Source organism: Pseudoalteromonas sp. S1727, assembly GCF_005886375.1.
In the GTDB taxonomy this organism is placed as follows: domain Bacteria; phylum Pseudomonadota; class Gammaproteobacteria; order Enterobacterales; family Alteromonadaceae; genus Pseudoalteromonas; species Pseudoalteromonas haloplanktis.
The window spans coordinates 1-22,450 of sequence record NZ_PNDT01000094.1 but is presented as its reverse complement, the minus strand read 5'-3'; the positions used below and the strand labels follow the sequence as shown (position 1 = coordinate 22,450).

18 protein-coding genes are annotated in these 22,450 nt (G+C 40.5%); 9 read left to right on the top strand and 9 right to left on the bottom strand.

Annotated elements, in window-relative coordinates; translation table 11 throughout:
- Positions 1-62: 62 nt before the first annotated feature.
- The gene (locus tag CWB85_RS18095; protein ID WP_016708734.1) at positions 63-2,213 is read right to left on the bottom strand and encodes a TonB-dependent receptor family protein; all 2,151 of its coding nucleotides are present in this window, start codon (positions 2,211-2,213) and stop codon (positions 63-65) included.
- A 300-nt stretch (positions 2,214-2,513) separates the two neighbouring features.
- Entirely contained in the window at positions 2,514-3,359 is an 846-nt protein-coding gene (locus tag CWB85_RS18090; RefSeq protein ID WP_016708735.1) for a LysR family transcriptional regulator, read from the bottom strand.
- A 126-nt stretch (positions 3,360-3,485) separates the two neighbouring features.
- Between CWB85_RS18090 and CWB85_RS18085 the strand changes: the two genes are divergently transcribed.
- From CWB85_RS18085 to gcvP, 4 genes are all read left to right on the top strand, one after another.
- Positions 3,486-4,085, top strand: a complete 600-nt coding sequence (locus CWB85_RS18085; protein ID WP_016708736.1) for a hypothetical protein — start codon at positions 3,486-3,488, stop codon at positions 4,083-4,085.
- Between the two features lie 175 nt (positions 4,086-4,260).
- Positions 4,261-5,343: a glycine cleavage system aminomethyltransferase GcvT gene (gcvT, locus tag CWB85_RS18080; RefSeq protein ID WP_016708737.1), complete on the top strand. Its 1,083-nt coding sequence runs from the start codon at positions 4,261-4,263 to the stop codon at positions 5,341-5,343.
- A 56-nt stretch (positions 5,344-5,399) separates the two neighbouring features.
- Positions 5,400-5,789 (top strand): glycine cleavage system protein GcvH, encoded by a 390-nt coding sequence (gene gcvH / locus CWB85_RS18075; RefSeq protein WP_138555625.1) that lies wholly within the window; start codon positions 5,400-5,402, stop codon positions 5,787-5,789.
- 176 nt (positions 5,790-5,965) lie between these two features.
- Positions 5,966-8,857, top strand: a complete 2,892-nt coding sequence (gene gcvP / locus CWB85_RS18070; RefSeq protein ID WP_138555624.1) for an aminomethyl-transferring glycine dehydrogenase — start codon at positions 5,966-5,968, stop codon at positions 8,855-8,857.
- 135 nt (positions 8,858-8,992) lie between these two features.
- Here gcvP and CWB85_RS18065 read toward each other — a convergent pair whose 3' ends face one another.
- Positions 8,993-10,147, bottom strand: a complete 1,155-nt coding sequence (locus CWB85_RS18065; protein ID WP_138555623.1) for a KTSC domain-containing protein — start codon at positions 10,145-10,147, stop codon at positions 8,993-8,995.
- Positions 10,144-11,001, bottom strand: coding sequence for a chitodextrinase (locus tag CWB85_RS18060; RefSeq protein ID WP_138555622.1), 858 nt, complete (start codon positions 10,999-11,001; stop codon positions 10,144-10,146). Before CWB85_RS18060 ends, CWB85_RS18065 begins: the two co-directional genes overlap by 4 nt.
- 899 nt (positions 11,002-11,900) lie before the next feature.
- Here CWB85_RS18060 and CWB85_RS18055 point away from each other — a divergent pair.
- A complete protein-coding gene (locus tag CWB85_RS18055; protein WP_138555621.1) occupies positions 11,901-12,587 on the top strand; it encodes an ion transporter in 687 nt (228 codons plus the stop codon).
- A gap of 337 nt (positions 12,588-12,924) precedes the next feature.
- Here CWB85_RS18055 and CWB85_RS18050 read toward each other — a convergent pair whose 3' ends face one another.
- The 4 genes from CWB85_RS18050 to CWB85_RS18035 all read right to left on the bottom strand — a co-directional run bounded on the left by CWB85_RS18050 (position 12,925) and on the right by CWB85_RS18035 (position 17,783).
- Positions 12,925-13,647, bottom strand: coding sequence for a DUF805 domain-containing protein (locus tag CWB85_RS18050; RefSeq protein WP_138555620.1), 723 nt, complete (start codon positions 13,645-13,647; stop codon positions 12,925-12,927).
- Positions 13,648-14,173: 526 nt separating this feature from the next.
- Positions 14,174-15,322, bottom strand: a complete 1,149-nt coding sequence (locus tag CWB85_RS18045; RefSeq protein WP_138555619.1) for an MFS transporter — start codon at positions 15,320-15,322, stop codon at positions 14,174-14,176.
- Positions 15,322-16,488 (bottom strand): MFS transporter, encoded by a 1,167-nt coding sequence (locus CWB85_RS18040; protein ID WP_249314915.1) that lies wholly within the window; start codon positions 16,486-16,488, stop codon positions 15,322-15,324. Before CWB85_RS18040 ends, CWB85_RS18045 begins: the two co-directional genes overlap by 1 nt.
- Positions 16,489-16,910: 422 nt before the next feature.
- Complete coding sequence (locus CWB85_RS18035) at positions 16,911-17,783, bottom strand: chitodextrinase (RefSeq protein WP_138555618.1); 873 nt, start codon at positions 17,781-17,783, stop codon at positions 16,911-16,913.
- Positions 17,784-18,132: 349 nt separating this feature from the next.
- Here CWB85_RS18035 and CWB85_RS18030 point away from each other — a divergent pair, with 349 nt between their 5' ends.
- The gene (locus tag CWB85_RS18030) at positions 18,133-18,720 is read left to right on the top strand and encodes an acyl carrier protein phosphodiesterase (RefSeq protein ID WP_138555617.1); all 588 of its coding nucleotides are present in this window, start codon (positions 18,133-18,135) and stop codon (positions 18,718-18,720) included.
- A gap of 76 nt (positions 18,721-18,796) precedes the next feature.
- On the opposite strand, the gene CWB85_RS18025 is transcribed toward CWB85_RS18030, so the two are convergent.
- On the bottom strand, positions 18,797-19,105 hold the full coding sequence (locus tag CWB85_RS18025; RefSeq protein WP_016708748.1) for a hypothetical protein: 309 nt from the start codon (positions 19,103-19,105) through the stop codon (positions 18,797-18,799).
- Between the two features lie 304 nt (positions 19,106-19,409).
- Between CWB85_RS18025 and CWB85_RS18020 the strand changes: the two genes are divergently transcribed.
- From CWB85_RS18020 to CWB85_RS18010, 3 genes are all read left to right on the top strand, one after another.
- Entirely contained in the window at positions 19,410-21,251 is a 1,842-nt protein-coding gene (locus CWB85_RS18020) for a GGDEF domain-containing protein (protein WP_138555616.1), read from the top strand.
- A 326-nt stretch (positions 21,252-21,577) separates the two neighbouring features.
- Complete coding sequence (gene sodC, locus CWB85_RS18015) at positions 21,578-22,147, top strand: superoxide dismutase family protein (protein ID WP_138555626.1); 570 nt, start codon at positions 21,578-21,580, stop codon at positions 22,145-22,147.
- Between the two features lie 70 nt (positions 22,148-22,217).
- Positions 22,218-22,436, top strand: a complete 219-nt coding sequence (locus CWB85_RS18010) for a hypothetical protein (protein WP_249314913.1) — start codon at positions 22,218-22,220, stop codon at positions 22,434-22,436.
- Positions 22,437-22,450: the final 14 nt, after the last annotated feature.

Below are 22,450 nucleotides of genomic sequence, written 5' to 3'. Positions count from 1 at the left end.
TTTTAGCCTTTAGCCTTTAGCCTTTAGCCTTTAGCCTTTAGCCTTTAGCCTTTAGCCTTTAGTTAGAAAGCGTAGCTGTAACCTAGTTGTAGAGTGCGAGGTTTACCAGGTTGAATACCACCGTTTGCGCGGTTAGCAATGTAGGTTTTATCAAATAGGTTATCAACGGTTAGGTATACTTTTTGATTGTCATCAATTAAGTATTTAGCAGCTAAGTCCCACACTACGCGGCTGTCGATTGCATTTAACCCTGTAGGGCTTAAATCTGCATGTGAGTCAGATACATAGCGCATTTGCGTATCAAATACGAAGCTTGAAAGCTCAGCGCCAAATGATAAGGCAACTTGGTTTTCTGGTACGTAAGGCATTGCATCACCTTTATTTACTTGACCCCAAAGGCCTGATTCAAAGTCGTTTTCAAATGTTGAATCAGTATAGGTGTATGTCAAGCGAACAGGGAATGAAGCGCTCTGTGTTGCGAATACGCGACCTGCACTAAATTCAAAACCTTCAACAGATACTTCGCCGTAGTTGTACTGATCGCCAATGTTGTCGTCGTTACAGCCGATCGCTGCAGTACAGTTACCGTGCATGTTGTCGTAATCAGAGTTAAAGTAAATAACTTCACCGCTGAAGCCTGCGTAATCGTAGCGACCACCTAGTTCTATGTTTAAGCTTTCTTCTTCTTGTTGATCTGCATTACCAGGGGCTGCTGGCGCATAACCTTGCTGAATACCGGCAAGTAGTGTCAAGTTGTCGTTAACTGTGTAAGTTGCACCCAGTGATGGCACTAAAATTTCGGTGTCATTGCTAATGTCTTTTGTTAAGCCATTTTCACGTTTAGGATCAGACTTTGACCATTCTTCGCGAGAGATAGTGATGTCTTCGTAACGAAGGCCTGCACTAATTACTAGCGCATCTACAGTCCATTGATCCTGAATAAACAAGGTCGTTGCTTTTGCGCTATCAAAACGGTTGCTATCAGAGCCAGGTACACCTTGGCTGGTTAGTGTCATTGATAAGTCTTGGTTTAGCGTGTACTCGTCTTGCCACTGAAAGCGGTCCATTTCATCTTCGTGGTAACGCATACCAACAGTAATGTAGTGGTTACCTGCAGGAATATGTAACTCTGACTGAATCCCTTTAGCTTGATAATTGCGATTGTTAGCTTTAACGCCGATGCCTTCGATACCTTCGCTCGTTGGGTTTGCTTCAAAGTCACTGTACTGCTCTAAGTAACTTTCACTGACTTTGCTGGCTTTATACCAGTTACGATGAAAGTCATTTAAATAAGCAGTTGCTAAAAACTCATAACCATCACCAAAGCGATAGGCGTAGTTAAGTTGATAGGCATTGTGCTGAGTGTTCATTTCATCTTCTTGAGACGCAGCATAACGGCGATACGGTGATTCTTTATAATCCGCATCAGTCAGGCCCATATAGGTTTCATCAGAGCGCTCATCAGAGTACTTAACTTTCATTTCAAGGTTGTGCGCTTCATTTTCGCCAAAATCAAAACCAAATTTTAGCAATAAATCATTCTTTTCAAAGCCAGTGTTATCGCTGCCTACTGGTAACTCTTTAAAGCCATCTGCGCCGTAACTAAATACTTCAATTAAGCCAGCTGCATTGTTTTTCTTTTTGCCAAAGTAAGCATGGCCTTTGTAAAAGCCATCACTGCCAAGCTCTGCATTAACTAAGCCTGTTGAGCCTTCTGTTGGTAGGCTACGTGATACTAAATTTAATACGCCACCTGTGGTACGTGGGCCGTATTTTACAGATGCCGCACCTTTTAACACTTCGATTGACTGCATACGGCCAGTAGTTGGAAAGTAGTAAGCAGCAGGGGCTGAATATGGCGCAGGTGCAACCAGCACACCGTCTTCCATTACCGCAATTTTATCGTTACGACCAGTACCTGTACCACGCATACCAATGTTTGGGCGTAGGCCATAACCGTCTTCTTCTTGAACATATACACCAGGAACTGTGCTTAATACGCGCGAGATATCGGTGTATTCAAATTTTTGTAACTCTTCGTCACTAATAAAAGTAGCTGAACCTGGAATATCATTAATAGCAGCATGTGAGCCAATCACGGTGATTTGCTCAAATGCGTGTTCTGTGTCGGTTGCATCTTTAGCAATAGCGCCCGTGCTAAGCGATAAAGTAACCGCAGCAGCAAGTGAAGAAACAATAAACTGAGATTTCATTGAAAGTCCTGTGTTTTTAATGGAAACAAAATAAATTACCCAATTTAAACACGGTGAAAAATACGAATCAATGTCATTTACTATTTTAAACACTTATTTTATTGAAAATAAGTGTTTAGTATTGCGTTTCTTTTTTAGGTTTGTGTAATTCTGGTACTAAAGTTATTAATGCAGCAGACCTCTATTTAAAGGCGGTTGTAAAGAACGAAATTCACTTGTAATGAGGGCACAAATTAGCTGTACTTGTTAGTTTGTTGCAATAAATGCACTTATTCGATAAGTGCACAGCTCAGATCAACATTAACTCAAACGTAGGCTGATAAATTCGGCAAGTTTAGCTACGGCATGTTCAGGTCGCTCCACACGATTTATTAAGCTAATACCAATACGGCCAAGTTCGGGTAAATGTTTAGTGTGTAACTGGTAGTTTAGTTCATGCGGCACGGTACTTTTGGCGAGTACCGTAATCCCCAAACCTTCTTTTAAAGCAGCGGTAAGGCCGGTTAAATCAGCGTTACTATAACTTATGCGGTATTTTATCCCCGCTAGTTGCAGAGCCTCGATAGCACGACGACGGTATATGCAGCCCTCTGGCGCAGTAACTAAGGTGACCACTTCATTCTGTGCTAACGATAAATCGCCCACCCATACCAGTTGGTCTTGCATAAACACGGGGAATTTTTCAGAGTTTAAGTCTTCATTGAGTGCCAATACTAAATCAAATTGATCTTCCCTTGATACAGATAACAGATGTTTACTTAAACGTGATTTAACCTCTAATGACACATCAGGGTATAGCGCAATAAAGTCGCCAATAATTGAAGGTAAGATGCGCGCAGCAAATTCACTGGGAATACCAAGGCGCACTTTGCCAGTAACGTTCTCTTTGGTAAATAACTGCAAGATACTGTCGTTTTGCAATAGCATTTGCTTTGCCATTGGCAATAAGAGTTCACCATATTGGTTAAGCACTTGGCGCTGACCTTGCTTTTTAAAGAGCTTATGGCCGAGCATGTCTTCAAGGCGTTTTATTTGTAAGCTTACCGCTGGTTGAGAAAGGCCTAATAATTCGCCTGCTTTGGCAAAGCCGCCTACCTCGACCACCGTGATTAAGGTGCGTAATCCATCTGTTGAAATATTCTTCATATAAAAAAATTCAATTTATAAGGTTAAATACATAATTATTATTTATCAATTGATAAGAAATTACAATTTGTTGTTGCACCTCACCCGCAATATACTTTTGTGACTATAGATTGATAGGTGTCAATAATGACTTTTACTCCGATAATGTTTGCTCGTCACAGCCAACTAGATGCGCCGCAAAGCAATATGTTGCAGGCCGAAAATAACAGTGTGGTGATCGATTTTAGCGGTACTGAAGCAATCCCATTTTTGACCACGATTTTAGGGTTGGATTTAAATAAATTAACCGCCAGTGGTTTAGGGATTAAAGGCACTTTGGATGATGACTTAAACAGCACCTATAGTTTTGCCTTGTATTACTTTAGTGAAACAGCGTTTAGATTTGTGCTGCATAGCGATGGCGCAGCACAATTACAAGCTTTGATCAGTGAGCAACAGCTACGTTATGACGTTGAATTTGTAATACGCACAGACTTAGCTACGCTAACTTTATCCGGTGAGCAGGCCTTTGATGCCTTAGTTAATGCATTTAAATTAACCCCTGGGTTGCGCTTATCAGACGCAAACAGTTGTTATGGTGCACAAAGTGGTGAAGTATTTATTACTGCCATCGAGAAACAGTCTCAACAGTATTTTCAATTGCTTGCCAAGGCGCCAGAGCTAACAAAATGGCAAGTTTATTTACAGCAACATGGCTTTGATCTGTCACTGTCAGACGTTGCTTAGTAGATTTTATAAACTGGTTGGTGTAATGAACACTTGCCAGTGTTTTTGTAAGAACAAATCGCAATTTGGGTGTTAGTGCAGTACAACTTATGTATAATCGCCGCCCATGTTATTCCCCCTCATTAAATTGAGGCCACGCCCAAAAATTGGGTTAATTATAAAGTGAAGGAATATTATGACTTCTAAAACAGTTTTACATGCAAAGCACCTTGAAGCCAACGCTAAAATGGTTGATTTTCACGGCTGGGAAATGCCAATCAACTATGGCTCGCAAATCGAAGAGCACAACGCGGTGCGTACTGATGCTGGTATGTTTGACGTTTCACACATGACCATTGTGGATGTTAAAGGCGAGCAAGCGCAAGCGTTCCTTCGTAAACTGGTTGCTAACGACGTGGCTAAATTAACTGTTCCTGGCAAAGCGCTTTACACCGGTATGCTTAACGAGCAAGGCGGCGTAATCGATGACCTTATCATCTACTTCTTCTCTGAAACAGATTACCGCTTAGTGGTTAACTCAGCCACGCGCGAGAAAGATTTAGCGCACATGGCTAAAGTTTCAGCTGATTTTGCCGTTGAAGTGACTGAGCGCCCAGAGTTTGCCATGATTGCAGTACAAGGCCCTAATGCAAAAGCAAAAACAGCGACTATCTTAACGGCTGACCAACAAGCTGCTGTTGAAGGTATGAAGCCATTTTTTGGTGTTCAAGCGGGTGATTTATTTATTGCAACAACAGGCTATACTGGCGAAGACGGTTACGAAATTGTAGTACCGAACGAGCAAGCAGCTGATCTTTGGCAGCAACTGTTAGATGCAGGTGTTAAGCCAGCGGGCCTTGGCGCGCGTGACACACTACGTTTAGAAGCTGGTATGAACCTTTACGGCCTAGATATGGACGAAAGCGTTTCACCACTTGCTGCTAACATGGCGTGGACTATTGCCTGGGAGCCTGAAGATCGTGACTTTATTGGTCGTGATGTATTAGTTAAGCAACGCGCTGAGCAAAGCACTGACAAACTTGTTGGTCTAGTGCTTGAAGAAAAAGGCGTATTGCGTAGCGGTTCAAAAGTAATCGTTGATGGTGGCGAAGGGGTTATTACCTCAGGTACTTTCTCACCTACGCTTGGTTTTAGTGTTGCCCTTGCACGTGTACCACGTTCAACTGGCGAGACAGCCCAAGTAGAAATGCGTAAAAAATTAGTTAACGTAAAAGTAGTTAAACCAAGCTTTGTACGTAACGGTAAGTCAGTACTTTAAAGTATTAATTAAAAGATTTGGTGTTATCACCCAATATAAACCAAAGGATGAATAAAATGAGCAATATCCCTAGCGAGTTAAAGTATGCCTCTTCACACGAGTGGGTTCGCGACGAAGGTGACGGTACTTTCACTGTAGGTATTTCTGAGCACGCACAAGAACTTCTTGGCGACATGGTATTTGTTGAATTACCTGAAGTTGGCGACGAAGTAGACGCAGGCGAAGATTGTGCAGTAGCAGAATCAGTAAAAGCAGCATCAGACATCTATGCACCAATCAGTGGTGAAATCGTTGCAATCAACGAAGAGCTTGAAGATGCACCTGAAACTGTAAATAACGACGCTTACGGCGACGGTTGGTTATTCCGCATTAAAGCATCTGACGAGTCTGAGCTAGAAAACCTGCTTGACGCTGAAGGCTATGCAAACACTATCGACGAAGACTAATAATTAGTTATTGTTGAGACTAAAAGCCCCGTTATAGCTAATACTCGCGGGGCTTTTATGATTTTATAGCTCACTTTTCCATACACTGTAAGTTATTAAATCAAAAGCTTTTAAGTTATTACTGGTTACCCATTAGTAATAACCATTTATTTTTTGGATCATAGGAATCTGGACAAATGTCAAACGCCAAATCTCTTGAACAATTAGAGCAAACGCAAGATTTTATTCGCCGTCATATTGGGCCAAGCCCAGCACAAGTAAGCGATATGCTAAGCGCTCTTGGAGTATCGAGTGTTGAAGAGCTGATCGGTCAAACTGTACCTGCAAGCATCCGCTTAGAGCAGGCCCTAACAGTAGGCGAAAGCCGTACTGAAGTTGAAACACTAAGCTACTTAAAATCAGTAGCAAGCAAAAATAAAGTGTTCAAATCATACATTGGCCAAGGTTACCACCCAACTCACGTACCACACGTAATTTTACGTAACGTACTTGAAAATCCAGGCTGGTACACAGCGTATACTCCATACCAACCAGAAATTGCTCAAGGGCGTTTAGAGTCATTATTAAACTTCCAAACTATGACCTTAGACCTAACAGGTCTTGATTTAGCTAGTGCATCATTACTTGATGAATCAACCGCTGCTGCTGAGGCAATGGGCCTTGCAAAGCGTGTATCGAAAGCTAAAAAAGCCAATATCTTCTTCATCGCTGATGACGTGCATACCCAAACTATCGACGTAGTGGCAACACGCGCTGAACAGTTTGGTTTTGACGTTGTAGTCGGTCCTGCGGCTGAAGCGGTTGATCATGAGATTTTTGGTGCGTTATTCCAATACCCATCAACAACGGGTGAAGTGGTAGATATCACTGATTTAATCGCTGGCGTACAAAGCAAAAAAGCGATTGCCTGTGTTGCTGCCGACATCATGAGCTTATTACTATTAAAAGCACCGGGTAAACTAGGTGCAGACGTCGTACTTGGTTCTGCACAGCGTTTTGGTGTACCAATGGGTTACGGCGGCCCTCACGCGGCATTCTTTGCAACGCGTGACGCTTACAAACGTTCACTACCAGGTCGTATCATTGGTGTATCTAAAGACCGTTTAGGTAACGACGCACTACGTATGGCAATGCAAACGCGCGAGCAACACATTCGCCGCGACAAAGCCAACTCAAACATTTGTACAGCGCAAGTATTACTTGCCAATATGGCAGCGTTTTACGCGGTGTACCACGGCCCACAAGGCTTAAAAACTATCGCACAACGTATTCATCGTTTTGCTGATATTTTAGCAGCTGGCCTACAAGCTAAAGGCGTAGCGCTTAAGCACAGCACATGGTTTGATACCCTAACCGTGGTTAGCGACAGCAAAGATGACGTAGTAGCACGTGCTGTAGCAAACGGCGTTAACTTTGCAACTAACCATGACGGCGAGTACTCAGTATCGTTGTCTGAAACCACAACGCGTGCAGATGTAGCACAATTGTTCGACATCATCCTAGGTGAAGGCCATGGTTTAAGTGTTGATGCAATTGCAGCTGACATTGAAGCGAACGGCAGCGAGTCTATTCCAGCAAGCCTAGTACGTGATGACGAAGTGCTAACGCACCCGAACTTCAATTCGTACCACAGCGAAACTGAAATGCTGCGTTATATCAAGCGTCTTGAAAACAAAGATTTAGCGCTTAACCATTCAATGATCTCGTTAGGTTCATGTACTATGAAGCTAAACGCGACCGCTGAGATGATCCCAATCACATGGCCTGAGTTTGCTAACCTTCACCCATTCTGCCCGCTAGACCAAGCCGAAGGTTACCAAATCATGATGGGCGAACTACATGATTGGCTAGTAAATATTACCGGTTACGATGCGGTTTCATTGCAGCCAAACTCAGGAGCACAAGGTGAATACGCAGGCTTAATCGCGATCCGTAAATACCACGAGTCACGTGGCGATGCACACCGTAATGTATGTTTGATCCCAAGTTCAGCGCACGGTACTAACCCTGCATCTGCACAAATGGCGAGCATGAAAATCGTGGTTGTTGATTGCGACAAAAACGGTAACGTTGATATGGCTGATCTTAAAGCGAAAGCTGAAGAAGTATCAGAAAACCTATCATGTATCATGATCACATACCCGTCTACGCACGGTGTATACGAAGAAACAATCCGTGAAATTTGCGACATCGTGCACCAGCACGGCGGCCAAGTTTACATGGATGGCGCAAACATGAACGCCCAAGTAGGTGTTACTAGCCCAGGTTCTATCGGCTCAGACGTATCGCACTTAAACCTGCACAAAACGTTCTGTATCCCGCACGGTGGCGGTGGCCCAGGTGTTGGCCCAATCGGAGTTAAATCACACCTAGCGCCATTTATGCCTAACCACAGCGTAATTAACGTACCTGGCACTAATGTAGGCAACGGCGCGGTATCAGCAGCACCATACGGCTCAGCAGCTATTTTACCTATCTCATGGGCTTATATCACCATGATGGGCAGCGAAGGCCTTAAACAAGCCACCGAAATGGCGATTGTGAATGCTAACTACTTAACTCATGAGTTAAGCCAGCACTTCCCAATTTTATATCGTGGCCGCAACAACCGTGTTGCTCACGAATGTATTGTTGACTTACGCCCACTTAAAGAGCTTTCAGGCATCACTGAAATGGACGTGGCTAAGCGCTTACAAGATTACGGCTTCCATTCACCAACGATGTCGTTCCCAGTTGCGGGCACGTTAATGATTGAGCCGACTGAGTCTGAGTCTAAAGTTGAGATTGACCGTTTCATTGAAGCGATGGTATCAATCAAAGGCGAAATCGACAAAGTGATCTCTGGCGAATGGTCTATCGAAAACAACCCGCTTGTGTTTGCACCACACACACAAGGCGACGTACTTGGTAACGAGTGGGATCGTGCATACGACCGTTTCTACGCTGCGTTCCCAGTACCAGCCGTGGCTAAAAACAAATTCTGGCCTACAGTAACGCGTATCGATGACGTATACGGCGACCGTAACCTAGTGTGTTCATGCCCAGCGGTAGAGACATACAGAGATTAATTTTTAGATGATCAGAGTTGTTATAGTTTGGGAATGATAATTATAGATTGGGAATCCAATCACTATTCCTAAACTATAATTCTTGAATGGGTGAGCTGAAGTGCTCACTCTTTTTATTTCTAGTTCAAAGTTTAGTTATTTTTCAACTTTTGCGACTGGTTCAAATGATGTCATTTTTAGGTAAGTCATACTATCAATATCTAACTTCTCAAAAGGGTATTGACCTCGAATATTATTATTAAAAAACTTCCCCATTGATGTTGAGTAATACAGCTCATCCCATACTAAGATTGGGATATTGTAATAACGATAAACGCTTCCTGATTCAAATTTCAGATCAAGAACTTTATTGATCGTTGAATAGCCTACGTGTGAAAAAGCATCTGAATTTACAGGGTGTTGTTCAAACAAGGGGAAAGGGGTTTGGTTTAAAATAGAAGCCTCAATCCCTTCGCCGATCTTTGTTGCCACATTATCATTGCGTATATAAGAATCGATCAAACCATGTCCTGTATTATCAAATAAAGAAGACATTGAAAAGTTTGATGGTAAGCTCCCGAATAAAACTCTTACAGCTCGCATTATATCATCTTGATCTAATGTGAGGTGTGAAATCAGGTGTGCGTACTCTTCCCCTAAATTACCGCCTAGAGAGCTGGTTGGCGTTGCAATAGAAGCTAAACCAACTAAGGAGTAATCTGACGCGTAATAGCCATCAGTGTATTGATAATTCGAAATAATGTCTTCAAAAAGTGCATTGGTATAGAAGTTACCTTGTGAGTGGCCAATAAGAATAATACGGTTGCAAGAATGCATTTGAAACAGCAGCTTTTGATAGGCATTCCTATAATCAGTATCATTTAACTTTGAATAAGTTACATCTGAAAATACCTCTTCAATTACAGATTCAACATGGGCTATATTTTCCTGAGAAAGAGAGCCGACGGTACCACCGACTATTGCAGTAATGAGGTGGTACTTGTTTGAAAAAGGGGATAAATCGCCATATTTTTGTTTTGCCACTTCATATATTTGCATATGAAGGTCTTCATCTTTGTTATAGCTGCCCGTTGGCTTTCTACCTTTAAGGTAGTTACCTAACTTAGTATCTTGAAAATTATCTAACCAAAACAAATTTTCACGAAAATCATCTTCTGTTGTAAACATACCATTTATATAAAATAATCTTAGTTGATCAATTTGTTTGGTACAGTACCTATCTAGAGGTTGATAACTTGCAGAAGCATAATTAGTGAGAATTAAAGCAAATACTATTAGATATTTAATCATTTGATTGCTCCTTCTAAGGGGTTACAGTTTTTATCTGCTGCATAATGAAAATCGTCATCCCAAGCAATATAGTCACTAATTTTATTTTGGCTTTTACGGTTTGCGTAGGCTCTGTCTATTGTATTGAAGTACATAAGTTTTGGGTTTCTAAAATGTGGGTGCTTAGTTTGAAGTTGTCTTGTACACATACTAATATTTATAAAATCCAAAATAATCTGTTTACCAATCTCAGCATCTAAATTTGGTATACGCCCTTGCTCAATATCAATAACCAGTTGCAATGTTGAAGCAGCACCTAAACTGAAGGTGATAAGCTGTGGGGAATCAAATTTTTCATACACATAGCGCTCATAATCGTCGCGGATACCGTTGTCATTTTGATCAACCCCGTCCAACGTTTTATAGTCGTCAGGGTGTTCAGGTGGTAGCTCTGGGGTAAGGTAAAATAAATCTTTAATGCGTTGCCAGCTACTGTGAGGTTTAGGTTCGTTATTCTCATTCCAGTAGCGGGCAAGGTAATAGTCAGTACCGTGTTTTACAAGGTTACCAGCTTGATACACTTTGTTTGCTTGCCACTTTTCTATCACGGTGTTTTGCAGCCAAATCCAACCATCCCAATGGGGTTGGTTTTCTATTGGTTCAATGCCTTTTACCCAAAAGGCAGCAATAAATAGGCTGTTGTTGTGAGTCACAACATCACCGGCTACATAAATTGAGCTGGCACTCCACTGTGGGTGGTTTGGTTGAATATCGGTTAAATTTATATTGTACGCTTTAGAGTTCAGCTGAAAAATATTTGTCGCGTAAGCGTGCGAACAAAAAAGTAACCAAGCAATAATGATGAGTTTAGTCATTTCAAAATCCTTTTAATTGTCGTTTCATTACCTTTTAAATCAAGTCCACTTTTTAGGTAAATGCAAGGTGGGAGGATTAAATATTTCAAAATCATTGATGAGTTTAAAAAGTAACAACACTTGGTTTTGCATACAAAGATCAAGAAAACTGGTGTGGTTTAAATTGTATGTCGCCCTTTAGGGCGATAAGTGAATTTCACCACCGAGATGTCAGAGGCGCTTCGCGCTGCACCGAGGTTCAATATTGTTGTAGGAGTCGGCTTCAGCCACGAAGGGTGTAACATAGTGAAAGAGTTAACCACCGTAGGCGCTAAGCTTGCTAGCGCGTGGGTTTGTAGGTTGGGCTTTAGCCCAAAAAGTTGTATCACCTTGGCTGATGCTTTTTACTGCTAACTTTTGTCGGGATAAATCCGCGACCTACATTAAAGAACCTTATTCAAGGTTTAGCTTGCTGGCGGCAACCAAGGGGCGCTCGGTTTTCAAATTGATTCTGCTGCAAGTAATTCATCCCTGAAGCTGGGTTCCTGTCAGCGTCCATGCTTCCACTTCCTCGCGCTGCGAAACTTCGTTTCGGTCACTCGTCACCCTCGGCGCCCCGAGCATCACGCTTAATCCTTCAAATAATTAATTGATGTAAACGTAAACGCCATGAAAGCATATCCATGTGCAAGCATGACTTATCGCGGATCCATGCGCGATATTACTCATCAATTACTTATTTTCAGGGCGTGATGACGGGGGAAGGGTGTTAAATGTGAGATTGGTGTTTGGTCTTGGCATGTAAAAGCTAGTGACAAAGCATATTTAAACTTACACAGATTTCATAGTTAATTTTTCTTGACTATGAGATGTAAATTATTGACTCTTATATAAAATAAAAATAAGGAAATTTCGGTTTAATGGACAATAAAATCTTTTTAGATAGGCCTATATTTGTTTGGATTATAACGATATTAATATTGTACTCTGTTTTTTGTTTTTCTTTGGAAACACTACCTAATCTAAGCGCCGATACCAGACTGTTTTTAAAATATTCAGAAATAGCCGTGGTAGTAATTTTTACCTGCGAATACTTCATACGTATTTTATTATCCCCGAAGCGGCTAAGGTTTATTTTCAGTTTTTATGGTCTTGTCGATTTAATCGCTATCCTGCCTTTCTATTTAGCTTTTGCTATTGATTTACGCAGCTTTAGGTTAATCCGCTTATTGCGTTTGATTAGAGTATTAAAAGTTGCACGATATAACTCAGCATTACAACGCTTTAGCAAAGCTCTATTTTTAGCTAAAGAGGAATTGGCTATTTTTACAGGTTTGAGTTTGATCTTACTCTATCTTTCTGCTGTGGGTATTTATCATTTTGAGCATGCAGCTCAACCCGAAGTGTTTAAGTCTATTTTTGATAGTCTTTGGTGGTCAGTAGCTACGTTGACGACTGTCGGGTATGGTGATATTTACCCAATAACTATAGGTGGTCTCTTTTTTACTTTCATTATTTTAATGGTTGGATTAGGTTTAGTTGCTGTGCCAACAGGTATTGTTGCATCTGCACTTTCTGCCGTGAGAAGGGAGTCAGAATCAAACTAGTATAACTTTTATTCAAGTTTTTGTCGGGCTGACGATGGCAGCCGCTGACCTCTCAGAACTTTCCGTAGGACCTGGCTTTAGCCGCGAATGTTTTCCACCTGAACATCACGCTATTTCCTTCAAATAATTAATTGATGTGAACGTAAATGCCGTGTATTCGTCATTTATGGCGAAGTCACGGCTTTCATTCTAGTCATGAAATACATTACTCATCAATTGCTTATTTTCAAGGCGTGATGACGGGGGAGAGGTGTAAAACGTGAGATTTGTGTTTGGTCTTGGTAATGTACCTGTTTCACCTATCAAACATTTTACCCTCGCATTTTTGCTAAACTAATTACGCGTCTTTAGTTAACGCATTTAGTTGAAAAGTAGCCTTACCAAAACGGTTCGCTTTACTTTTCCCTTTGGCAAAACCTAAATAAATCATGCAACCTATCGATCCTACGTACGGTACTAAAAAGCATAACGTCATCCAGCCAGACATATTAAGATCATGCCAACGCTTAATCGTTATCATTAGATTCATCCAAAACAGTAACCCTATTATTACCAATAAAATTAAATACATCAGACCAATCGAAACCCAAGTTTCCTCCATAGGGTAACTCCCTATATCAATCAGTCCATAAATAATAGAAATAGACATTACAGTATTAAGCAAAGTAGCACACCAGTAAATACGGCGAGTAACTCGTCCATGCCATGAAAAAAGAATGTTTGCCGCAGAAATATCAAATATTCGAAGGCACCATAGATTAAGTAAAAATACAGGTAATAAAATACAAATGGCGAACTTAGAAATGAAACGAGTTGTAGGGAAATAAGCTTGGTAGTAAGCAGAATAGGTAGAGAAAAAATTGCTCTGAATTGCATACATACTATAGAAGAGCGATGTTGCCAAACAACAGCCGATAAAGCTAATTAGCCAATAGCGTCCTGGTATGTTTTTTAAATACAAGGTAATAGCTAAAAAACAAATATAAATAAGAGGCTCAGATATAAAATAAGCAATTTTAATCGAGTTTTGATAACAATCTAGTTCAGTATTACAAAACATTACGGTCCTTGTAGCGTTTATTTTAAAGTGCCCAGAACACTACATTACGCTTGTTTATTTGTCAACAATAAAGGAACTATATGAAGTAGCTTAGCTTTAAAGGGAGTTACTTGCAACAGAGTTAAGGTAGAAAACCTACTTCTTTGATTTAACTCACCAAGCCAGCGTGACAAAAATCTTTTACAAGATTGCTGGCTGTCGCCGACCGTCTCTTGGAACCCGATGGCGCCCCGAGCATCACGCTATTTCCTTCAAACCACAATTAATGTGAACGTAAACAGCGAAGATAGGCCGTCTTTCACATCCCTGTACGCTCCCCAGTTCGGCCATCCATGGCCTCCTGTTCAAAGCTGCGCCTTTCACCTATGGTGAAGTCACGGCTTTCATTCTAGTCATGAAATGAATTACTCATCAATTGCTTATTTTCAGGGCGTGATGACGGGGGAGGGGGTTGAACGTGAGATTGGTGCTTGGTCTTGGATACAAGAACTGACCTAGCACTTTTACTACACCCTCCTGTTTAATTTTAAGTTGTGCGTTGTAGTCGTTTTTCACTTATGAATAAAGCGGCTGCAATTGTACTGGCTGTTAATAAGCAAAAAATAAAAATAGTTGTTATCCCACTGCTTAAAAATTCCATAAATGAGGTTAAAAACTGCCCTGAAAAAACCGCCATAGTAAAATAAGAAAGATTTCGTCCCCTAACAGAAGCAGGGCTTTTTTGTACGGTTAAATGATTTAATAGAGGTATGCTAAAGCCAAAGCCAATACCACTAAAAATAGCACCCAAGACTAAAACCATTAACTCATGAGAATAACTGAAACATAAGTAGGCGAGGGCATAAGCTACAAAAGCAATGGCCAGTAGTTTAACCTCACCAATCCGTGGTACAACTTTAGGTATAAAGTGCGCGGTAACAACTGCAATTAAAGATATAAATGCTAAAAGGTATCCGATCACTTGTTCAGTAAAGCCATGAGCGGTCATACTTTTTGGTAGTAAAATAAAGGCTGAGAAAAAAGTCGCCATGGCCAATAAAGTAACGATATAAACGCCTTTTAGCGGTAAACCATTACGTGAATGTGGGGCTGTTGTACTTGAGTCAGTCGGCTCTATGAGTGTAGGGGCGTGTTTTGGTACCCACATTAATAACATAGCTAAAAACAGCCACGCAATTAAATACAGACTCAGAGGCAGACCCCAATGAATTGCTGCAAATTGGCCGCCAAGAAACAAAAAGATTACGCCACCAAGCTCTATCGCCATACCTTGTTTAGCAATCATTGCTAGCCTTGCACTGGCAACGTACCACTGTGAAATAAGCACCGTGCCGCTAGCCATTACAAGTGCAGTGACAGCACCAAGCAATATACGGTTTAAAAACACTAACGCGGAGCCATGTAGCCAAAAGACGGCTGCACCAACAGCACCATATAAAATTAGGCCAACCACTAAGCTCGGGTAAGCGCCATATTTATCTATCAATTTGCCAGCCAGTGGCGCGAATAAAATAGCCCCAAGTGCTGGCAAAGTAATTAACCATGAGGCATGGTCAGCGACACCGAGTGCGCTGGAAATGCTTAATAGTCCAGGCGCGACTAGTGAGCCCACCATAATTGTTAGGCTAGCAATACACAGTAGAGTATAACTGCCAAGTTGAGAGAGATTATTCATTATAAAACCTGCTTTTTAGGCGCGAGTTTATTAAAGGCGAAAGCAATCAATATGAATGTAATACTTGCCGCGGCAACACCCGGCCAAGCAAAATATTGATAGGCTTTTACACCCACAATTGAGCCCAGCGCACCTCCTAAGTAATAACCCAACATATACACACCGTTTATACGGCTTTGTGCTTGAGGATCTACTGAAAATACCCTGACTTGATTAGCAACTTGTGCACTAAATACTCCAAAGTCGATTAAAATAATCCCTATGATAAGTGCGATTAAACTGCTCACGTACAGCCCTGTAATAACAAAACCAATAGCAATTAGCGCTAAAGCTATTTTTATTAATGTTTTAGAACCTATTTTGTTAACCCATTTACCTGATGACTTTGCGCCAATTACACCGGCGAGTGCGATAACACCAAATAAACCTGCTTGTTGGGCATTATAATTAAATGGTGCATGACTAACGTGAATAGCAAGGGTGGCCCAAAGTGCATTAAACGCCGCAAACCAGCTTGCTCCAGCAAAAGTAAAAATTTGCAGCGGTTTGTGTTTTTTAAATAGTACGAACGTACTTTTAAGAAGTTGCGTATATTTTAAATCAGTATGCGCGGTGTTATGAGGGAGTGACTTGTATAATAGCAAGCCAAATACAGCCGCCAAGATAGCTGACATTGCAAATACCGCACGCCAACCTAGATACTCAGCCACTGAACCACTGAGTGTTCTAGATAATAAAATGCCAATGGTTAATCCCATCATTAGCGTGCCTAATGTTGCGCCTTTTTCTTGTGGCTTAACCATTGAGGCTGCAAATGGGATCAGCTGTTGCGTAATATTAGCGCTTAAACCAATTAGGAATACAGCAACTAATAAAACAATTAGATTGGGTGCAGCGAAGGCAATAAGCGACGATAAAACAAGTAAAACGGATAGCAATCCGATAACGCGCTTTCTTGGCACTGAGTCCCCAAGAGGTGATATAAATAACAGTGCAGCGGCATAACCAAATTGAGTTAACGCAACTACACTGCCCGTTTTTGCATCGGTTAAATTAAATTCTTGGGCTATTAAGGGCAATATTGGCTGGCTGTAATATAGATTTGCAGCGGTTGCAGCAATGGCTGCAGTCATTAAAAATAGTAGCATTTTACTTATAGAGGGCATTGGTCTTATTTTTCTCATCACTAATAAAGGCAGTGAGTAGGATAAAACGCATTAATCTATAATAAAAATAATGTTATTTTATAGAATCAATACCAAATTTGAATGAATGATGGACTTAAAATATTTGACGGTGTAGTAGCATATGACAAACTAAAGATGATTCCGTGTGGTCAAAGGAGTCATTTTTAAACGCGATTTAAATATGACTATGCACCCAGTAATGATGTTGATTGTTGTGAAGATGCCCACAGGCTTGGATAAGAAATGCTTGATGAATTTGGGTGATTAAAAAGTATCAACGATGATAAATTAAGTCCCTCGGCTTTCGTTTAGTGCCTATATAGGGCGTTTTTGGCAAGTTCACTCGTTGTAAGCAAGGATGCGGATAAACTTATGAAGGTGCTATTTGAACTTTAGATCGCTTATTCATTTTTATTGTAGATTTTAGCCCCAATTAAAGCTTCACAATGTTGATCAGCCAACCAGTGGAAACCAGGTTCAAAACGCAAAATATCGGCTATTTTATTTTGACTTTTCCGGTTCGTATAAGCTCGATCAATTGTATTGAAATACAATGATTTAGGATTTCTAAAAGTAGGGTGATCATTTTGTAATTGCCATGTACAGTAATTGATATTCATAATTCCAATAATGACTTGCCTGCCTATATCAGTATCTAAATTTGGGATACGACCTTGCTCAATATCAATAACCAGTTGCAATGTTGAAGCAGCACCTAAACTGAAGGTGATAAGCTGTGGGGAATCAAATTTTTCATACACATAGCGCTCATAATCATCACGAATACCGTTGTCATTTTGATCAACCCCGTCCAACGTTTTATAGTCGTCAGGGTGTTCAGGTGGTAGTTCTGGGGTTAGGTAAAATAAATCTTTAATGCGTTGCCAGCTACTGTGAGGTTTAGGTTCGTTATTCTCATTCCAGTAGCGGGCAAGGTAATAGTCGGGTCCGTGTTTTACAAGGTTACCGACTTGATACACTTTGTTTGCTTGCCACTTTTCTATCACGGTATTTTGCAGCCAAATCCAACCATCCCAATGGGGTTGGTTTTCTATTGGTTCAATGCCCTTAACCCAAAAGGCAGCAATAAATAGGCTGTTGTTGTGAGTCACAACATCACCAGCTACATAAATCGAACTGGCATGCCATTGTGGGTGGTTTGGTTGAATATCTTTTAAGTTTATATTGTTAGCTTCAGAGTTCAGCTGAAAAATATTTGTCGCGTAAGCATGCGAACAAAAAAGTAAACTAACGGTGACTATGAACTTAGTCATTGCAAAATCCTTTTTATTGAAGCTCCATTATTTTTTAAACTAAGTTCACATTTCAGGTAATTGCAAGGTGGTATGAGCAAATATTTAAAGTGGTTATTAAATGGGGCGATTTAGCTTTAGTGCGAAAGGGGGAGCTCACCACCGTAGGGTTGTTCTTATTGTTGCGTGTAAGGCTAACTGTTTTACTCGTTAACCTGGTTAGTTATACACTCTAATGGCAATATTGTGGTAGTTACAGTGCTAGCCTATTTGGCCTGTGACCTAATACATAATAAAAGCAGCTGTTTGGGTTGCTATTCCAGGTTTTAAATCGGGTATAACGTATAAAACAATTTTTACTGAGGTTTCTTTGAATTATTTAGCGCATCTTTATTTAGCACAGCCAACAGCTGATTCGCATTTTGGTAATCTGCTTGGTGATTTTGGTGGCCAACGACAGCTTATACAGATACCTGACACTGTTAAAAATGCACTTGATAACCATTATTTAGTTGATAAATTCACTGATACTCACCCTCTAGTTAAAGAAGCTAAGCAGTATTTTTCCCCTAAACGTAAACGCTTTGCAGGCGTTGCAATTGATGTGATGTTTGATCACTTCTTGATCCAGCATTGGCAACGCTTTAACGAGCAGCCCTTAAGTGAGTTTAAGAAAAGCAGTTTCGCTCATTTGGGTAAGCGTATACCAACTATGCCAGTACGAATGCAGCGCGTGGTAACTAGCATGACAAGAAACGACTGGTTTAAAGAATATGAAACGATCTCAGGGGTGGGGCTGGCGCTTGATAATATTGCTACCCGTATTCGTTTCGCGAATACATTTACCGGTGCAGCTGAAGATATAGCACGCTATTACAGTGAGTTAGATGAAATTTTCTTGGCGTTTTTTCCTGCATTGATCGAGCATGTAAATTATCATGCGCTTGAAAGTAGTTAAAATAGCGCGATATAAATTTTTTGTAGGTCAAGCGTTAGCCTGAAAATGACGCGACTATTAGTGACGAAAGCCTGATTCAATCATCAGGCCCTTTGAGGGTAAACACTAAATGTTTACGCATATCTTTTAAAATCACGCCTTTTTTCAGCATCGCGCCACTTAAGCGCTTTTGCCATTTTAATAACTCAGGCTCTGAGGCTGCTAGCGCTTGTTCATTCTCAAACTGAAAGCACATTAGCAAAGACCCTGGAAATAAGTGGTATTCAACATCAAACCAGCATTGCAGCATACCAGGGAGTTCATTACGACCTTGTTCTTCAATGGTATCAGCAACATTTAGCACAAGTGCTTGTTGCTTTATTTGCACGGCAGAGAGTTTTTTCATTGTGGTGATCCAAGTTAGAGGCTAAAAAGATAGCCATAAAAACCGATTATAACCGAGCTTATCATTTGCCAACAACCTTAAGCAGATTTAAGTTAGGCACCAGTTTAAAGCTAAGTTATAAAGGAGATTTTCTGAAGAGTGTGATTAATCAGTAAAATGGCAAATAGCTTAATACAGCCTGTCTTTTAGTAAGTTTTTACTAATCAAAATCTATTATTATATTTAATTTAGTGCAATAATCATTTGGATTTAAGGCGATAAAAATAATATACATGCCGCGCGGTAACTAGAGGGATTTTTGGGTATGCACAGGATTTTTTTTCTTTTGTTCTTTTCAACTAGCCTTTGTGCTAATGCTAATAATGTTAGTGATGCTATCAACAGGGTCTACCAAGGCTATACCACAAGTATTGAATCTAAAGCTATATTAAACACACTTGAAGCTGGCATGCCTTATAACAGCAGTGTTGATAATGCACGAGTTGTGGCGTTTAAATGCTGGTTTCTTGAGAGTGATACAGCGCAAAAGCGAAATACAGTCAAATCGTTTTTAGTATACGCAAAGCAGGTTATAAATGAATCTGGCTCTGAAACGCTTTATCAGTCGCTTAATGTATGTGAGGCTTCACAGCTTTATGTTCAGGGGTTATATACGCAAGCAATAGCGCAACTCACTCCGATTGCTAGACTAGAGCTCACGGCTGAGCGCGGAAACTCTGAGTTAAACTCTATTATTGGTTTAGCTAATAAAATATTGAGTCGAGTTCATGTAGCCCAAGGGCAGTATAAGCTTGCTTTTGATTCTGCGCAAAAATCTTACCAAGCTTATGAATTAGCCGCTAATCCTTATGAACGCGCTTTGAGCCTTCGAGAAATCGCAGGTGTACATTTAGCGCTTTATAATTATGATTTAGCTATAAAGCAATTACAACGGGCTAAATCAGAGCTAGTTACGTTTAATGTACAAGAGCATTATAAAGTGACTGATGAAATCGCCTATGCGTATGAGCGAAAAGGAGATGCTGATAAAGCTATTGAACTTTACTTGTCGATCTTTGATGATGTGCGAAAATTTGAAGACGATGATGGCTTTGCATATTTAGTAATTAAAGTTGCTGAGTTATATACACATTTAAGTGAATTAGATAAAGCCAAGCAATATTTTCATCAAGCCGAACAGCTTGTTATTAAAAGCGATTGGATTAAACAGCTACACGCTATGGCACGTGCTGAGTGGTTTTTAGCAACAGATAATATTGTGGCTGCACTGCGTGAAAATGAAGTTTTAGCTCAATTAGACCACCGAACATGGCCTCTGAGTTTCACCGAACGGTATCTGCAGTTTGCAGTTATTTTAGCGCAGCACCAAGGCGATTTTCAGCAGCAAGCAAACTCGCAAAAGCAACTTCTTACTATTTTAAATAATAAGGTTAACACTATTGCTGATAGGGCATTGTTATCTCAACGATTAATGTTTAATTTAAATCAGCAAGATAAAGAAATAACGAGACTAGAAGAGGTTGCAGCTATTAAAGAAGAGCTATTGAGTGTTGCTGTGGCAAAGTCATTTTGGCAGCGCTTGACCTCTGCGTTTGCTTTTGCCCTGCTTTTATTATTAGCAGTATACACTTATCGACAAGTCCACCATAAAAAGCGCTTTAAATTACTCGCATTAAAAGATGAATTAACGGGTATTGCAAACCGACGAGCAATTTTAGACATAAAGAAAATAGCAATTAGTAATAGCAAAGCAAGTGGTAGACCAAGTTCGCTCATATCTATTGATATTGACCACTTTAAAGCGGTTAACGATGAGTATGGCCATGATATTGGTGATGAACTGATCAAGTCAATTGTTAATACCTTATCTCATTCGGTACGCTCGTCGGATAAAGTAGGCCGTGTAGGTGGGGAAGAGTTTTTAATTGTACTCGAACAGCAATCTCTGCAACATGCTTTAGACGTTGCGCAAAGGATTAGACACTCAATAGAGCAGCAAATTCATACGCAAAAGAAGATTAAAGCAACAGTTAGCATGGGAGTGGTCGAAGTGAATGCGACTGAAACACCTGAAGAAGCTGCTAAACGTGCTGATCTTAATCTTTATGAGGCCAAAAAAAGCGGCAGAAACACCATCGTTGCGTAAAAATCTTTAACTGATACAAATTAAACTAACTGGCTTTTTCGAGTTTAATTTGTTTATTAATTTCACCTGATCCGTTTTGTAAAGTTGTCACTGGCTTTGTAATTATGCCCTAGTCGTTGTGTAATTTATTATTACCGCTAGCCTTGTATAGTTAATTTCTACACTTTGTAATTTTTTATTCTATTTAAAATCAACGTATTACTCTTCATTTTGGGTATGTGTTAGAGAACCTATCCTATTTGGTATGGAGTTTGAATCTTTATACAAAACAGTCGCTTTATTTAGCGTTTTGTTTTATCAAATTCATACTAAACGAGGAGATTATGATGAATAGCTTGCAGTTTAATTCACCAGTGAAAAAAAGTGTGGCACGTATTTCAAAACCTGCTTGTGCCGTATTATTTGCCAGTATATTCCTGCAAAATACCGCTTTGGCGAACATTAACGTTGAAATGCATCAGGCAATAAAGTCTGGACAGGGGCAGTTACTGGGTACTATCACACTCTCAGAAAATGACCACGGTGTTGTGTTAACTCCTGACTTAAAAGGATTAACTCCTGGCCAACACGGGTTCCATATTCATCAATTTGCGAGCTGTGAGCCTAAAGTTAAAGAGGGAAAAGTTGTACCTGCGGGAGCCGCTGGTGGCCATTTTGATCCAAAGGCAACTGAACATCATGATTCCCCTTGGGGAGATGGGCACTTAGGTGATTTACCTGCATTGTATGTTAATGAACAAGGCGAAGCTAAGTCTCCTGTACTGGCGCCAAGGATCACTCTTGATGAACTTAAACAACATGCAATTATGGTTCATGAAGGTAACGACAACTACGCGGATAAGCCAAAACCACTCGGTGGTGGCGGAGGTCGTATTGCATGTGGTGTTATTAAATAGATAGGGAGAACACGTTATGCCATACGATAATACCTGGTTCAGAGCCCAAGTGGTGAGGATAGCCACCCTTATGCAATTGAATACACATACTTGGTTTAACGAGTCAGTCAAACGGCCTGAAACGTTAGTCAGATTCGACCTTGCAAAAGAAACCATGCAAAGCTGGAAAATCCCCAGTAAAGAAGGGGTTTACTCAGGCTTAATAAGGCACATGCGAATAGGGAATAACGGACTTATTATCCATCAAACAGCGACTAATCAATTAGCTGAAGTTACTTGGGCTAAATGAATAACTAGCTTTAT